Below are 14,702 nucleotides of genomic sequence, written 5' to 3' on the forward strand. Positions count from 1 at the left end.
CTCACGGACGGCGACGGCTGTCACTGCAGCCAATAGATCATGGCGAACAGCGCGATCCACACGATGTCGACGAAGTGCCAGTAGTACGACACGACGATCGCCGAGGTGGCCTGCGCCGGGGTGAACCGGCCCATGGTGGTGCGGATCATGTAGACGATGAAGGCGATGAGACCGCCCGTGACGTGCAGGCCGTGGAACCCGGTGGTCAGGTAGAACATCGACCCGTAGCCGTCACTGTTGATCTTGATGCCGTCGGCCACCAGGTGGCGGTACTCGTTCGCCTGGCCGAGCACGAAGATCAGGCCCATGATGAAGGTGACGGTGAACCAGCGCCGCAGCGCGAACACGTCACCCTTCTCCGCCGCGAACACACCGAGCTGGCAGGTGACCGACGAGAGCACGAGGATCACCGTGAACGTCGTCGCGTACGGAATGTTCAGAACCTCGGTGTGGTGCTCCCACATGCTGTAGTCCGCCGCGCGGATCGCGAAATACATCGCGAACAAGGCTGCGAAGAACATGAGCTCGCTGGAGAGCCACACGATGGTCCCCACGCTGACCATGTTGGGTCGGGTCAGCGAGTGGATCCGGCTCTTGTCGATGGCTGCCGCTGTCACGGGCTCATTATTGCCCCGCGATCACCTGAACATGTCGCGGGGGGCCCAATCCGGCATGTGTCGCAGCCCGGTGGCGTGCGGACACCGCCGAGGGGCCTAGCCTCGAACGGTGCAGCTCGCCGAATCGCTCCCCCCCGCCGTGGCGGCGGGGGATACTGCCCCGCCGCCGTTCAGCGTCGGTCAGATCTTCACCGAGATCCGTCTGACCAGCCTGATCGCGCTGTTCCTGCTCCTGGCCGCGGCCGCGTACCTGTACGGCGTACATCGACTCCGGCAGCGCGGCGACCACTGGTCCGGCGGCCGGACGGCGGCCTTCCTGGCCGGCGGGCTGGGCTCGCTCGCGGCGGTCACGGTGACCGGGATCGAGGCGTACGACACCACGCTCATCAGCGTGCACATGGTGCAGCACATGGTCCTGTCCATGGTGGGCCCGATCTTCCTCGCCCTCGGCGCGCCGGTCACGCTGGCGCTGCGCACGATGCCCGTACGCGGGCGCAAGCGCCTGCTCGCCGTGCTGCACAGCCGTCCGATCGGGGTGCTGACCTTCCCGCTGGTCGCGTTCGGGCTGTTCATCGCGAACCCGTTCGTCCTCTACTTCACCGGCCTGTACCGCGCCACGCTGGAGCACGCGTGGCTGCACGAGTTCATCCACGTGCACTTCATCGTGACCGGCTGCCTGTTCTTCTGGCCGCTGCTGGGCCTGGACCCGCTGCCGAACAGGTGGCCGTACCCGGCAAGGGCCCTGCTCATGGTCCTGTCCGTGCCGTTCCACACGGTGCTGGGCCTGACGATCATGCAGAGCAAGACCCTGCTCGGCGGCGACTGGTACCCGAACCTCCGGCTGAGCTGGATGGACCCCTTCGACGACCAGGTCACGGCGGGCGGCATCCTGTGGGCGGGCGGCGAGATCGTCAGCGTCACGATGCTCGGCATCCTGGTGCTCCAGTGGATCAAGCAGTCCGAGCGGGAGGCCAAGCGGATCGACCGCGCCCTCGACCGGGCCGAGGCCGAGGAACGCGCCGCGGCCGGCCCGCACCAGGCGCCCCGGACCCCGGACCCGGCACAGACCCCGGACCAGGCGCCCCGGACCCCGGACCAGGAGCAGGCCCAGACCTCCGACCGGGCGCAGGCCCGGGCCGCGGACCCGGCGCCGGCTGCGCCGTCGGCGAGCAAGATCACAAACGGGACCGCCACGGTACGCCCGGAGCCCGACAGCCGATGACCGGTTGGGTACGATCAGCCAGCACCTACGAGCGTGGGAACCGGGGCACCTTATGAGCAACGACACCAAGCCGCAGCCGGACAAGTACACCGTCCTGCTGTACAGCGACGACGCGCTGGTCCGCGACAAGATCCGGCTGGCGATCGGCGTGCGCCCCGCCGCCGACCTGTCCGTCGAGTTCGTCGACGCCTCCACCTGGGAGGAGTGCCGCCGGCTGCTCGACGACTACGAGATCGACCTGATGGTGCTCGACGGCGAGGCGACACCCGCCGGCGGCCTCGGCATCGCCCGCCAGACCAAGGACGAGTACGCCGACCCCCCGCCCACCTGCGTCGTGATCGCCCGGGCGGCGGACCGCTGGCTCGCCGCGTACGCCCAGGTCGACGAGACGCTGGTGTACCCGCTCGACCCGGTCACCACCGGCCAGACCATCGCCGGCATGCTCCGGGCCCGCCGCAACGGCGCGATCCCGCTGGGCACCCTCGGCACGCTGGGCTGAGCACCACCCTCCCCCGCACGCACCCTCGCCTCCGGAGGCCCCCATGGGCGCACCTACCTGGCCCAATCTGCTGAGTGCCCTGCTGCGGGGCGAGGAGCTCCCGGCGCACGACACGGCCTGGGCGATGGACGAGATCATGGCGGGTAACGCCACCCCGGTGCAGGTCGCGGGCTTCGCGGTGGCGCTGCGTGCCAAGGGCGAGACGCCGGTCGAGCTGGCCGGCCTGGTCGAGTCCATGCTGTCCAACGCGACCGTCGTGGACCTGCCCGAGGCCGTACGCGCCGACGCCGTCGACGTGGTCGGCACCGGCGGAGACCGGGCCCACACGGTCAACATCTCCACGATGGCCGCGATCATCGTGGCCGCGGCCGGCGTCAAGGTGGTCAAGCACGGCAACCGGGCGGCATCCTCCGCCTGCGGCACCGCCGACCTGCTGGAACACTTCGGCATCCCGCTCGACCTCGGCCCGGACGGCGTCGCCCGCACGGTGGCCGAGGCCGGCATCGGCTTCTGCTTCGCCGCCCGCTACCACCCCGGCATGCGGCACGCCTCGGTCACCCGCCGCGAGCTGGGCCACCCGACGTTCTTCAACGTGCTGGGCCCGCTGACCAACCCGGCCCGCCCCCGCAGCGCGGCGGTCGGCTGCTTCGACCAGCGGATGGCCCCGGTGATGGCCGAGGTCTTCGCCGGCCGCGGCGACTCGGCCCTGGTCATGCGGGGTGAGGACGGCCTGGACGAGTTCACCACAGCCGCCCCGACCCGGATCTGGACGGTCAAGGACGGCACGGTCACCGAGTCGGTGGTGGACGCCACGGACTTCGGCGTCCCCCGCAGCGAACCCGGCGACCTGCGCGGCGGCGACGCGACCTTCAACGCGGACGCCGCACTCCGCACGTTCGCCGGCGAACGCGGCCCGGTCCGCGACGCCGTCCTGGTCAACGCCGCCGCGGCGTTCGCGGCCCACGCCGGCTTCCCGGGCACCTTCGCGGACACGATGCGCGCGGGCATCGCCCGGGCGGTGGAGGCGGTCGACTCGGGGGCGGCCACCGCGCTGCTGGACCGCTGGGTCGAGGCGGCCAAGGCCGCGAAGGCCGCCGAGCAGTCCTGACCCGGACCGGCATGCGCGCAACGGCCGGTAGGGCGGCCCGCTGGAGCGGAGGCCGAGCAGTCCCGACAGACCGGCATGCGCGCGACGGCCGGTGGGACGATCCGCTGGAGCGGAGGCCGAGCAGTCCTGACAGCTTTGTCCCCAACACGCCGGGGCACGTCCACCGCTGCCCGGCGAACCCGTGACAACGTTTGAATGACATTCGGGTAATTCCACCTTCCGCTTCCGACGAAGAGGAGCCACCCGTGGACGAACGAGAGCTGCGCTGCATCATCTGCGACGCCGAGATGCCGTTCGAGGTGCCGCCCTGCACGGACGGCCACGACAGGGACTGCCCGGAACTCGTCTGCACCCGCTGCGGCGCCGCGGAGATCCTCGCCCCCCTCGAGATCCGGGTCTGGCTACGCCCCGGCGGCGACCGCATCGCCCCCCTCCAGCGCCGCGCCGCCTGACCGCCCGGACCGGAGCCGGCCATCAGCGCCGCCGCTCCCCCGCCGCGCCCCTCGCAGCGCCGCGGCGGACACCTCTGCACCGGATAAATCCGGATATAGGTCATGCCTGCCGTTCAACTATCTGACGGAAATATCGCATTTAAGACCCTTCGAGGGCTCTCCGAAGCGGTCACGGCCATAGCCGGCCGCCTGCGATCGGCACCGCAAACGGACACCTCCGCCTCGGACGGACCACCTCCGGCGGCAGACGGACGGCTCCGGCCGCGGACGGACGGCGCCAGCCACGGACGGACGGCGCCAGCCACGGACAGCTCCGGCCGCGGACGGCTCCGGCCGCGGACGGCTCCGGGCATGGACGGCTCCGGCCGCGGACGGCTCCGGGCATGGACGGCTCCGGCCGCGGACGGCTCCGGGCATGGACGGCTCCGGCCGCGGACGGCTCCGGGGACGGACGGCTCCGGCAGGGCACTCTGAAGCGGCCTGAGCTGACGTTCAGCCCGGAGCCCGCGGGCCCGGTCACCCCGTACCGTCGCGGGGCCGGAGATTGCGTCTGGAACGCGGAAGGCCCGCGCCGGAGCGCGGGCCTTCCGGGGTGTTGCGTCGTTCAGTGCTCGGCGGGGTGCCGGGTGCCCGAGTAGTACTCGAAGAGCAGCCCGCACGCCGCGAAGATGACCATGATCAGGCCGGCCGCGATCAGCCACCACATCCAGAAGACGAGGCCCATCGCGGCGGTCGCGGCGGCCAGGGCCAGGCCGAACGGCCAGTAGCTGCCCGGGCTGAAGAAGCCGACCTCGCCCGCGCCCTCGACGATCTCGCCGTCCTCGCGGTCCTCCGGGCGGAGGTCGATGCGGCGGGCGACGAACCAGAAGAAGCCGGCGCACATCGCGCACAGCAGGCCCGACAGGAGGAGCGCCACGGTGCCGACCCACTCGACGTGGACGCCGGTGCCGTCGGTGTAGAAGGCGTACACGATCGCCGCGCCGAAGAGGAAGGCGGCGACGCCCGCGAAGATCTTGTATTCGGTCCTCAACTCGGGTTCCTACTTCCCTGCGGCCACGGAATCGCCGGACTGGTTCCACGACTGGCCGTCGCGGCGGGTGTCGAACGGCCGCGTCGTCACGGCGAAGCGCTCGTCGCCGGTGAAGCCGATCGCCGCCATCGCGTCCTGCGTGCTGGCGCCGCCGGTCTTGGCCGCGAGGAACCGGTCGAACCGCTCCGGCGAGACCACGACCAGCTCGAACTGCATGAAGGCGTGGTACGTGCCGCACAGCTCGGCGCAGCGGCCGACGTAGCGGCCCTCGCGGTCGAGCGTGACCTCGAAGACGTTGCGCGTGCTGCCCGGGAAGACGTCCCGCTTGAACAGCATCTCCGGCACCCAGAACGAGTGGATGACGTCGCGGCTGGTCTCCTCGAACCGGATCTTGCGGCCGGTGGGGAGCACGAGCAGCGGGATGACGTCCGACGAGCCGAGGTTGGAGGCCAGCGTGCGGGCGTCCTTGCCGGGCGCGTCACGGTAGTTGAACTGCCAGTTCCACTTGAACGCCACGACCTCGACGGTCTGATCCGGCTTGGCCGACAGCTTGTCCACATCGGTCTGCACGATGGCCGTGTAGTAGAAGAGGACCGCCACGATCAGCACCGGGGTGACCGTGTAGAGCACCTCCATCGGCATGTTGAACCGTGTCTGCACGGGCAGGTTGTCGCCGCGCTTGCGGTACCGGATCACGCACCAGAAGATCAGGCCCCACACGAAGATGCCGACGACCAGGGCCGCGATGGTGGCGGCGATCCACATGTCGTACATCTTGTGGGCCTGCAGCGTGATGCCGTGCCGGGGCCAGCCGAAGCCGCCCAGCCGGTCACCGATCGAGTTGGCGGAACAGCCGGACAGCAGGGCCAGCAGCATGGCACCGCCGACACCGAGCCCGGCTAGCCGTACGACGCGGGGTCGTGCGACCGAACTCCTTGAGACCACCTGCTCCTGCCTCCCTAGAGCACCGCCCGGTGCGACTGAATCCGGACACCGGCGGCAAGGTGTCACCGACGGTCGCACACTACTCGACCTGGCCCTGCCGCCCGGCTACCGGGGGTCCGATCTTCGCCCGGGCGTGCATACCCCCGATCCTGTGGACGATACCGTTCCGGAGGTGGAATACACGGCGGAACAAGCGGGTGCGCCCGCGTACCTGGACGCGGCCGCCGCGGCCCCGATGCATCCCGTGGCGCGGCAGGCGATGCTGGCCGCCCTGGACGACGGCTGGGCCGATCCGGACCGGCTCTACGCCGCGGGCCGGCGGGCCCAGCAGCTGCGGGAGGCGGCGACCGCCACCGCGGCGCAGTGCCTGGGCGTACGCCCGGACGAACTGACCTTTCTCTCCTCGGGCACCGCCGCGGTGCACGCGGCGGTCCTCGGCGGACTCGCGGGACGCGTCCGCGCAGGCCGGACGCTCGTCCACTCGGCGATCGAGCACTCGGCGGTGCTGCACGCCGCCGCCCGGCACGGCACGTCGGAAGAGGTCGGCGTCGACCGGCTGGGCCGCCTCGACCCGGCCGCGTGGCGGGCCGCCGTGGCGCGTCCCGGCGTGGCCCTGGCGAGCCTGATCAGCGCGAGCCACGAGGTGGGAACGGTGCAGCCGGTGGCGGCGGCCGCCGAGGCGTGCGCCGAGGCCGGGGTGCCGCTGCACGTGGACGCCGCCCAGTCGGTCGGGCACGCGCCGGTGCCGCCGGGCTGGTCCCTGCTCACGGCCAGCGCCCGCAAGTGGGGAGGGCCGCCCGGGGTGGGACTTCTGGCGGTCCGTAAGGGCACGCGCTGGCTCTCGCCGTACCCTGGTGATGATCTTCACAGACCGCGCCCGCAGGGGGCGCTGGACCTGCCCGCGGTGGTCGCGGCCGCGGCGAGCCTGCGGGCCGTCCTGGCCGAGACCGAGACCGAGTCCGTACGCCTGAGCGCCCTGGTGGACCGCATCCGGGACACCGTCGCGGCGACCGTGCCGGACGTCGACATCGTCGGCGACCCGGTGGCACGGCTACCCCACCTGGTCACGTTCTCGTGCCTCTACGTGGACGGCGAGGCGCTGCTGCACGCCCTGGACCGGCGCGGCTTCGCGGTGTCGTCCGGCTCGTCCTGCACGGCTTCCACGCTGCGGCCCAGCCACGTCCTGGAGGCGATGGGCGTGCTCAGCCACGGCAACGTCCGGGTGTCGCTGCACCGCGGCACCACGGAGGCGGACGTGGACCGCTTCCTGGCCGTGCTGCCCGGGGTCGTCGCGGAGATCCGCAAGGAGGCGGGGCTGTGATCGAGGTGGACTCCCGCGGCCGGCGCTGCCCGCTGCCGGTCATCGACCTGGCGAAGGCGATGCCGTCGGTGCCGGTCGGCGAGGTGGTGCGGGTCCTGGCCGACGACCCGGCGGCGGCCAACGACATCCCGGCCTGGTGCCGGATGAAGGGACAGGAGTACGCCGGCAGCCCCGCCCCCGGCGCCTACGACGTCCGCCGGCTCAGCTGAGCGGTCTTCTCCCCGCCCCGGCGGGGTGGGTCACGCTCAGCTGAGGTACTCGACGACCGGGCCGACCGGGTCCTTCGCGAAGTAGGTGTCCACGACCAGGCGGGGGCCCAGGTAGGGCTCGTACTCGGTCTGCCGTTCCAGGACCCGCACCCAGTCGGGGATGCCGTCGTGGGCGCGGGCCGCGAACCGGGCCTCGACGCGGCGGCGGTGCTCGGCGTCGTCGCCGCAGACCACCTCGACGACCCGCAGCGGGACGCCGAGCCGGTCGGCGAGCTCGATCCACAGCTGCCGGGCCGCCTTCACCGGGTTCACCGCGTCGATGATCACGCTGTGGCCCATGGTGAGCTGCGTCTCGGCCAGCGCCGCCACCACCCCGTACGCGGCATAGCCGGGACGGGGCTCGGTGACGTCGTAGGCCTGGAGCGTGAAGTCGACGGCGTCGACCGCGAGCACTGCGGCCGGCAGCGCCGCCCCCACCCGCTGCGCGAGCGTGCTCTTGCCCACGCCCGGCAGGCCGGCGAAGACGGCGAGGACCACGGCTACGCGGGAAGGTAGGGCTGGATCTCGGCGGCGGCTTCGTCGCCGTAGGAGTCGGCGAGGCGCTTGAGGAACTCGTCCGCCTGCACGTCGTACTCCTGCGGGCCGACCGTCTCGAGGACCAGGGCGGCGACCAGCGAGCCCACCTGCGCGGCCCGTTCGAGGCCGATCCCCCAGCTGAGCGCGGCGAAGAAACCGGCCCGGAAGCCGTCGCCGACGCCGGTGGGATCGTCGGGCACCACGCCGCGCGCGACCGGGACGTGGATCCGCTCGATCCCGCGCCCGCTGATCTCCACGCCGTCCTTGCCCAGCGTGGTGACCCGCACCTTGACGTGCTCGAGGATCTGCTCCGCGCTGAGGCCGGCCTTGGTCTCCAGCAGCGAGCGCTCGTAGTCGTTGGTGAGCAGATACTCCGCGCCCTCGATGAGGGCCATCACGTCGCTGCCCTCCATGCGGGCGAGCTGCTGCGACGGGTCGGCCGCGAAGGCGTAGCCCCGGGTGCGGCACTCCTGCGAGTGGCGGAGCATCGCGGCCGGGTCGTTGGCGCTGACCAGGACGAGGTCGAGGCCCCCGGCACGCTCGGCGACCGGCGCCAGCTCGATGTTGCGGGCCTCGGCCATCGCGCCCGCGTAGAACGACGCGATCTGGTTGAGGTCGTCATCGGTGGTGCACACGAAGCGCGCGGTGTGCGCGACCTCGCTGACGTGCACGGAGTCGCAGTCGACGCCGTGCCGCTCCAGCCACGAGCGGTAGTCGGCGAAGTCGAGGCCGACCGCGCCGACCAGGATCGGCCGCAGGCCCAGCTTGCCCATGCCGTACGCGATGTTCGACGCCACGCCGCCGCGGCGCACCACGAGGTCGTCGACGAGGAACGAGAGCGAGACCTTGTGGAGCTGATCGGCGATGAGCTGCTCGGCAAACTTGCCGGGAAAGTGCATCAGATGGTCGGTGGCGATCGAGCCGGTGACGGCGATCTTCATGTCGGCCCTCGGGGGTCGGGTGCGATTACCCCCGGAGCCTACCGGCCGTTCGCACGAGGGACACCTCCGCGTCACACGCCCCCACTCCACCCGGCGCGCCGCCCACACCCGCCCGCCGGATGCGACACGCCGGCGGGCGGCACGGCCCGGCAGCCCGGCGCAGGCAGCAGGCCGAAGGCCGGTGCGGCGGCCGGTGCGGCGGCCGGTGCGGCGGCCGGTGCGGCGGCCGGTGCGGCGGCCGGTGCGGCGGCCGGTGCGGCGGCCGGTGCGGCGGCCGAGCGGCGGCCGAGCGGCGGCCGAGCGGCGGCCGAGCGGCGGCCGAGCGGCGGCCGAGCGGCGGCCGAGCGGCGGCCGAGCGGCGGCCGAGCGGCGGCCGTGCGGCGGCCGAGCGGCGGCCGAGCGGCGGCCGGTGCGGCGGCCGAGCGGCGGCCGAGCGGCGGCCGAGCGGCGGCCGGTGCGGCGGCTGAGCGGCGGCCGGTGCGGCGGCCGGAGCAGCGGCCCGCGGGGGCCGGAGCAGCAGCCCGGTGCGGGCGGCGGAGTGGCGGCTCGGCGGGGACGGCCCGGGCGCTGTGGGCAAGGTGCGGCAGCCCCGCGAGGACGGTCCGGGCGGCGCTGGGCGCGACGGCGAGGCGGGCGGCGAGGCGCGGCGAGGCGTGGCGGGGCGGCGTGGCGGTGGCGCGGCGTGGCGGGGCGGGGCGGGGCGGTGGCGCGGCGTGGCGGCGCGACGCGACGGCGTGGCGGCGCGACGGGGCGTGGCGCGACGGGGCGTGGCGTGGCGGGGCGTGGCGGGGCGTGGCGCGACGGGGCGGCCCGGCAGGCGGGTGGGTGGGTGGATGCGGCGAGGGCCGCCCGCCCCCGGTGGGGTGGACGGCCCTCGGCCGGACGTGCTGCTGGGCGGCCTCGACCTGCCCGTCGGCCCGGTGGGTGCCGGGCGGGCGGCTCAGTGGCCGGGCGGGCGGCTCAGTGGAAAGAGTCGCCGCAGGCGCAGGAATTCTGCGCGTTGGGGTTGTCGATCGTGAAGCCCTGGGCGTCGATGCGGTCCGCGAAGTCGATCTTGGCACCCGCGAGGTACGGCGAGCTCATGCGGTCGACGACGACCTCGACGCCGTCGAAGTCGGTGACGATGTCCCCGTCGAGCGAGCGCTCGTCGAAGAACAGCTGGTAACGCAGGCCGGAGCAGCCGCCGGGCTGCACCGCGATGCGCAGGCGCAGGTCGTCGCGGCCCTCCTGCTCGATGAGGGCCTTGACCTTGGTAGCCGCGACGTCGGTCAAGATGACGCCGGTCGGCGCGGCCGTGGTGGCCTCGGTCGACTCGGTGTGCGCTTCAGTGGTCACGTGCGGTTCTCCTGCCGGTCCGGTGTTGTGCCGTACCGGCCAACGCTAGCTCTCTCCGGCCCTATTCCCAATCGGGAGGGGCGAGATGTCGGACACCGGTTCACCGGCTCCACTGCCCGGCGAGGCGCGCCGCGACCTCGCGGACGCCGCGGGCCGGCTCGGCGAGGGCCTTCTCCACGGAGCCGAAGTGCTCGACGAGGGCGTACGTCTCGGTCACGCCGGCCGCGGCCGCCTCGCGGTAGCCGGTCTCGTTGCGTCCGGCGATCACCACGCAGGGCAGGCCGCGGTCGCGCGCTCCCCCGGCGATCCCCGCGGCGACCTTGCCGCGCAGCGACTGGTGGTCGAACGAGCCCTCGCCGGTGATCACCAGGTCCGCCCGGTCCAGCTGCTCCTCGAGGCCGATGAGCCGGGTGACCAGGCCGATGCCGGACACCACCCGGCCGCCGAGGGCGAGCAGGGCGGCGCCGATCCCGCCGGCCGCACCGGCGCCGGGCATCGTGGCCAGGCCGTCGACGCCGAACGCCCGTTCGAGTACGCCGGAGAAGTGTTCCAGGGCGGCGTCCAGCCTGAGGACGTCCTCCCTGCTCGCGCCCTTCTGGGGGCCGTACACGTTGCTGGCGCCGTGCAGCCCCAGCAGCGGGTTGTCGACGTCGGTGGCCGCGACCAGGCGGGCCTCGCGCAGCTGGGGCAGCCCGGCCAGCCCGGCCGCCACGCCCAGGGCCGCGCCGCCGTACGGGAGGGCGTACCCGCTCTGGTCGACCGGGCCGGCACCCAGCGCGGCCAGCATGCCGGCGCCGGCGTCGTTGACCGCGGAGCCGCCGAGCCCCACCACGACCTCGGTGGCGCCCGCCTCCACCGCGGCGGCGAGCAGCAGGCCCAGGCCGTACGAGGAAGCGGTGTTGGGGTTGCGCTCTTCCTTCGTGAGCAGGTGCAACCCGCAGGCCTGGGCGCTCTCGACGTAGGCGGTGGTGCCGGCCAGCAGGATCTCGCCCTGCGCCGGCCGCCCGAGCGGGTCGGTCGTCGTCACCGGGAGGAGCCGGCCGTCGAGCGCGCCCGCGAGCACCTCCACGAAGCCGGGGCCGCCGTCGGAGAGGGGCCGCAGCACGCAATCGTCCGCCGGGGCGGTCTCGTGCCAGCCCTCGGCCACCGCGGCGGCGGCCTCGGGGGCGGACAGCGTTCCGGCGAACTTGTCGGGGCAGATCAGTACGCGCACGGAAAGAAAGTACAGGTTTCACTCAGGCACACCTGGCAACGTTGAGTACATGGCCACTCTCATGCAGCGATTGCAGCAGTTCCTCCGCAGCCCTCAGGGCCAGCGGGTCGTCCAGCAGGGCCGGCGCCAGCTGGCCAAGCCCGAGAACCAGGCGCGGCTGCGCAAGCTCGCGACCCGCTTCCAGAACCGCCGGCGCTGAGTGGCGTACAGCACCTGATCGGCCCCCGTGAGTCACGGCAACCTTGTGGAAACATGGTCAGCGTGACGTCGACCTGGACCGAACCCGCGAACACGCCCCTCGCGCTGCTCCTGCTCGGCCAGGGCACCGACCCCGCCAGCGAGCGCGGCGTCGACTGCCCCGGCGACCTGCCGGCGCCCAGCGATCCCGGGCTGGTCGCCCGCGCCGCCGCGGCCAAGGCCGCGCTCGGCGACCGCGTCTTCGTGCTCGGTCACCACTATCAGCGCGACGAGGTCATCCAGTTCGCCGACGTGACCGGCGACTCGTTCAAGCTCGCCCGCGAGGCCGCCGCCCGGCCCGCCGCCGAGTTCATCGTCTTCTGCGGCGTGCACTTCATGGCCGAGAGCGCCGACATCCTCACCACCGCGGCGCAGAAGGTGGTGCTGCCCGACCTGGCCGCCGGCTGCTCGATGGCCGACATGGCCGTCCTGGGCCAGGTGGAGACGGCCTGGGAGCAGTTCACCGACCTGGGCATCCAGGGCGACATCGTCCCGGTGACGTACATGAACAGCTCGGCGGACATCAAGGGCTTCGTCGGTCGCAACGGCGGCGTGGTCTGCACCTCGTCCAACGCCGAGCGCGCCCTGACCTGGGCCTTCGAGCAGGGCCAGAAGGTGTTCTTCCTGCCCGACCAGCACCTGGGCCGCAACACCGCGGTGCTCGAGATGGGCTTCTCGCTCGACGACTGCGTCCTCTACGACCCGCACAAGCCGAACGGTGGCCTCACCGCCGAGCAGCTCCGCGACGCCAAGATGATCCTCTGGCGCGGCCACTGCTCGGTGCACGGCCGCTTCACGCTCGACAGCGTGCGCGAGGTCCGCGAGCGGGTGCCCGGCGTCAACGTCCTGGTCCACCCGGAATGCCGGCACGAGGTCGTCCGCGCCGCCGACCAGGTCGGCTCGACCGAATACATCATCAAGGCGCTGGAGGCGGCCCCGGCCGGTTCGGCGTGGGCGGTCGGCACCGAGCTCAATCTCGTCCGCCGGATGGCCCTGGCCCACCCGGACAAGCAGATCATGTTCCTCGACCGGGCGGTCTGCTACTGCTCGACGATGAACCGCATCGATCTCCCGCACCTCGTGTGGGCACTCGAGGAGCTCGTCGCGGGCCGCGTGCCCAACCAGATCACCGTCGACGAGGACACCGCGAAGTACGCCCGGATCGCCCTCGACCAGATGCTGGCGCTGCCGTAAATAATCACCGTGTGTGATCGACGATGAGCCCTGCGCTCAGCCGCATCTTTTTCTTGGCTTAATCATCAGCAATTCGTGCCGTCCTGAGCGGTGTGAGGATTTCTGCAACGGTCACGCAGGGCTATGCTGCCCGGGCGGCTGCCGAGGGTCCCCCCTTCCTCGCAGCACCCATATTCGCTTCGGGCGCGTCGATGCGCCCGCCTCTGGAGGTTGCGTTGACCGACGACGTCCTGGCCGTACACGGCGGTGCGCCGCTGCACGGGCAGATCCGGGTCCGTGGCGCCAAGAACCTGGTTTCGAAGGCCATGGTGGCCGCCCTGCTGGGCGAGACGCCGAGCCGCCTGTTCGACGTACCGGCCATCCGGGACGTGGAGGTCGTCCGCGGCCTGCTCGGCCTGCACGGTGTCAAGGTGTCCGACGGCGCCGACGACGGCGAGCTGGTGATGGACCCCACCAACGTGGAGTCCGCCAGCAGCGACGAGATCAACGTGCACGCCGGCTCCTCGCGGATCCCGATCCTGTTCTGCGGGCCGCTGCTGCACCGGCTCGGCCACGCGTTCATCCCCGACCTGGGCGGCTGCCACATCGGCCCGCGCCCGATCGACTTCCACATCCAGGCGCTGCGCCAGTTCGGCGCGATCGTCGACAAGACGCCCGAGGGCATGCACCTGACCGCCCCCAACGGGCTGCACGGCACGAAGCTCGAGCTGCCGTACCCGAGCGTGGGCGCTACCGAGCAGGTGCTGCTCACCGCCGTACGCGCCGAGGGCGTCACGGAGCTGCGCAACGCGGCCATCGAGCCGGAGATCATCGACCTCATCTGCGTGCTGCAGAAGATGGGCGCGATCATCACCGTGCACACCGACCGGGTCATCGAGATCCTGGGCGTACCGAAGCTGCACGGCTACCACCACAAGCCGATCCCGGACCGGATCGAGGCCGCCAGCTGGGCCGCCGCCGCGCTCGCCACCCGCGGCGAGATCGAGGTGCTCGGCGCCCAGCAGGCCGACATGATGACGTTCCTCAACGTCTTCCGCTCGATCGGCGGCCAGTTCGAGGTCACCGACGCGCGCGTGCCCCGGCCCGGCGTCACCGGCGTCGAGGGCGGCATCAAGTTCTGGCACCCGGGCGGCGAGCTGCAGGCCGTGGCGCTGGAGACCGACGTCCACCCCGGCTTCATGACCGACTGGCAGCAGCCGCTGGTGGTCGCGCTGACCCAGGCCCGCGGCCTGTCGATCATGCACGAGACGGTCTACGAGCAGCGGCTCGGCTACACCGAGGCGCTGAACTCCATGGGCGCGACCATCCAGGTCTACCGCGACTGCCTCGGCGGCACCCCCTGCCGCTTCGGCCGCCGCAACTTCAAGCACTCCGCGGTCATCGCCGGCCCCAGCAAGCTGCACGCGGCCGACCTGGTCATCCCGGACCTCCGGGCGGGCTTCAGCCACCTGATCGCGGCTCTCGCCGCCGAGGGCACCTCCCGGGTGTACGGCGTCGACCTGATCAACCGCGGCTACGAGGACTTCGAGGGCAAGCTGGCCGCCCTCGGCGCGCACGTCGAGCGCCTCTGACGGACCGCCGCCCTCCCGGCAACCGCGCCGCCGAGCTCATTCGGCGGCGCGGTTCCGCGTTCCGGGATGCGCGGCGGCGGCGGTTCCGCGTTCCGGGATGCGCGGCGGCGGCGGCGGTTCCGCGTTCCGCAGGGCGCGGCGGCGGCGGTTCCGCGGGTCCGGCGGCGGCGGTGCCGCGGGTCCCGACGGTGCCGCGGCGGTTCGGCGTTCCCCGGGATAGGGCCACGGCGGT

At 72.6% G+C, this 14,702-nt stretch carries 15 protein-coding genes and 1 pseudogene; 9 read left to right on the top strand and 7 right to left on the bottom strand.

Going from position 1 to position 14,702, the window contains the following annotated elements:
* Window positions 1–20: 20 nt before the first annotated feature.
* On the bottom strand, window positions 21–617 hold the full coding sequence (gene ctaE, locus CLV70_RS13695) for an aa3-type cytochrome oxidase subunit III (RefSeq protein ID WP_106126824.1): 597 nt from the start codon (window positions 615–617) through the stop codon (window positions 21–23).
* 109 nt (window positions 618–726) lie between these two features.
* Here ctaE and CLV70_RS13700 point away from each other — a divergent pair.
* The 4 genes and pseudogenes from CLV70_RS13700 to CLV70_RS13715 form a co-directional block, all read left to right on the top strand.
* A pseudogene (locus CLV70_RS13700) lies at window positions 727–1,641 on the top strand (cytochrome c oxidase assembly protein); the annotation flags it as partial.
* A gap of 250 nt (window positions 1,642–1,891) precedes the next feature.
* The gene (locus CLV70_RS13705; protein ID WP_106126826.1) at window positions 1,892–2,338 is read left to right on the top strand and encodes a hypothetical protein; all 447 of its coding nucleotides are present in this window, start codon (window positions 1,892–1,894) and stop codon (window positions 2,336–2,338) included.
* Between the two features lie 43 nt (window positions 2,339–2,381).
* Window positions 2,382–3,446, top strand: coding sequence for an anthranilate phosphoribosyltransferase (gene trpD, locus CLV70_RS13710; RefSeq protein ID WP_106126827.1), 1,065 nt, complete (start codon window positions 2,382–2,384; stop codon window positions 3,444–3,446).
* A 245-nt stretch (window positions 3,447–3,691) separates the two neighbouring features.
* The gene (locus tag CLV70_RS13715; protein ID WP_106126828.1) at window positions 3,692–3,898 is read left to right on the top strand and encodes a hypothetical protein; all 207 of its coding nucleotides are present in this window, start codon (window positions 3,692–3,694) and stop codon (window positions 3,896–3,898) included.
* A gap of 604 nt (window positions 3,899–4,502) precedes the next feature.
* Here CLV70_RS13715 and CLV70_RS13720 read toward each other — a convergent pair.
* Complete coding sequence (locus tag CLV70_RS13720) at window positions 4,503–4,928, bottom strand: cytochrome c oxidase subunit 4 (protein WP_106126829.1); 426 nt, start codon at window positions 4,926–4,928, stop codon at window positions 4,503–4,505.
* 9 nt (window positions 4,929–4,937) lie between these two features.
* On the bottom strand, window positions 4,938–5,804 hold the full coding sequence (gene ctaC, locus CLV70_RS13725) for an aa3-type cytochrome oxidase subunit II (protein WP_106126830.1): 867 nt from the start codon (window positions 5,802–5,804) through the stop codon (window positions 4,938–4,940).
* Between the two features lie 241 nt (window positions 5,805–6,045).
* Here ctaC and CLV70_RS13730 point away from each other — a divergent pair, with 241 nt between their 5' ends.
* Window positions 6,046–7,194 (top strand): cysteine desulfurase family protein, encoded by a 1,149-nt coding sequence (locus CLV70_RS13730; protein ID WP_211303755.1) that lies wholly within the window; start codon window positions 6,046–6,048, stop codon window positions 7,192–7,194.
* Window positions 7,191–7,403 (top strand): sulfurtransferase TusA family protein, encoded by a 213-nt coding sequence (locus tag CLV70_RS13735; RefSeq protein ID WP_106126831.1) that lies wholly within the window; start codon window positions 7,191–7,193, stop codon window positions 7,401–7,403. The genes CLV70_RS13730 and CLV70_RS13735 overlap by 4 nt, the downstream gene beginning before the upstream one ends.
* Before the next feature lie 36 nt (window positions 7,404–7,439).
* Here the strand turns inward: CLV70_RS13735 and CLV70_RS13740 are convergent, their stop codons facing one another.
* The 4 genes from CLV70_RS13740 to CLV70_RS13755 all read right to left on the bottom strand — a co-directional run bounded on the left by CLV70_RS13740 (window position 7,440) and on the right by CLV70_RS13755 (window position 11,468).
* Window positions 7,440–7,940, bottom strand: coding sequence for a P-loop nucleotide/nucleoside kinase family protein (locus CLV70_RS13740; RefSeq protein ID WP_106126832.1), 501 nt, complete (start codon window positions 7,938–7,940; stop codon window positions 7,440–7,442).
* Window positions 7,941–7,942: 2 nt separating this feature from the next.
* Complete coding sequence (locus tag CLV70_RS13745; protein ID WP_106126833.1) at window positions 7,943–8,920, bottom strand: carbohydrate kinase family protein; 978 nt, start codon at window positions 8,918–8,920, stop codon at window positions 7,943–7,945.
* 960 nt (window positions 8,921–9,880) lie between these two features.
* A complete protein-coding gene (gene erpA, locus CLV70_RS13750; protein ID WP_106126834.1) occupies window positions 9,881–10,255 on the bottom strand; it encodes an iron-sulfur cluster insertion protein ErpA in 375 nt (124 codons plus the stop codon).
* 100 nt (window positions 10,256–10,355) lie between these two features.
* Window positions 10,356–11,468, bottom strand: a complete 1,113-nt coding sequence (locus CLV70_RS13755; RefSeq protein ID WP_106126835.1) for a glycerate kinase family protein — start codon at window positions 11,466–11,468, stop codon at window positions 10,356–10,358.
* Between the two features lie 49 nt (window positions 11,469–11,517).
* Here CLV70_RS13755 and CLV70_RS40130 point away from each other — a divergent pair, with 49 nt between their 5' ends.
* The 3 genes from CLV70_RS40130 (at window position 11,518) to murA (ending at window position 14,470) form a co-directional block, all read left to right on the top strand.
* The gene (locus CLV70_RS40130; protein WP_170148611.1) at window positions 11,518–11,667 is read left to right on the top strand and encodes a hypothetical protein; all 150 of its coding nucleotides are present in this window, start codon (window positions 11,518–11,520) and stop codon (window positions 11,665–11,667) included.
* Between the two features lie 62 nt (window positions 11,668–11,729).
* Window positions 11,730–12,899: a quinolinate synthase NadA gene (gene nadA, locus CLV70_RS13760; RefSeq protein WP_106126946.1), complete on the top strand. Its 1,170-nt coding sequence runs from the start codon at window positions 11,730–11,732 to the stop codon at window positions 12,897–12,899.
* Window positions 12,900–13,114: 215 nt separating this feature from the next.
* Window positions 13,115–14,470 carry a UDP-N-acetylglucosamine 1-carboxyvinyltransferase gene (murA, locus tag CLV70_RS13765; protein WP_106126836.1) on the top strand — a complete coding sequence of 452 codons (1,356 nt, stop codon included), beginning with the start codon at window positions 13,115–13,117 and terminating at the stop codon, window positions 14,468–14,470.
* Window positions 14,471–14,702 lie beyond the last annotated feature (232 nt).

This window comes from Pseudosporangium ferrugineum (genome assembly GCF_003002065.1).
In the GTDB taxonomy this organism is placed as follows: domain Bacteria; phylum Actinomycetota; class Actinomycetes; order Mycobacteriales; family Micromonosporaceae; genus Actinoplanes; species Actinoplanes ferrugineus_A.

Bases quoted from the DNA above. Each gene is read 5' to 3' on its own strand.
- CLV70_RS13745 (WP_106126833.1), bottom strand. From the start codon at position 8,920: ATGAAGATCGCCGTCACCGGCTCGATCGCCACCGACCATCTGATGCAC.
- CLV70_RS13705 (WP_106126826.1), top strand. From the start codon at position 1,892: ATGAGCAACGACACCAAGCCGCAGCCGGACAAGTACACCGTCCTGCTG.
- ctaC (WP_106126830.1), bottom strand. From the start codon at position 5,804: ATGCTGCTGGCCCTGCTGTCCGGCTGTTCCGCCAACTCGATCGGTGAC.
- CLV70_RS40130 (WP_170148611.1), top strand. From the start codon at position 11,518: ATGGCCACTCTCATGCAGCGATTGCAGCAGTTCCTCCGCAGCCCTCAG.
- trpD (WP_106126827.1), top strand. From the start codon at position 2,382: ATGGGCGCACCTACCTGGCCCAATCTGCTGAGTGCCCTGCTGCGGGGC.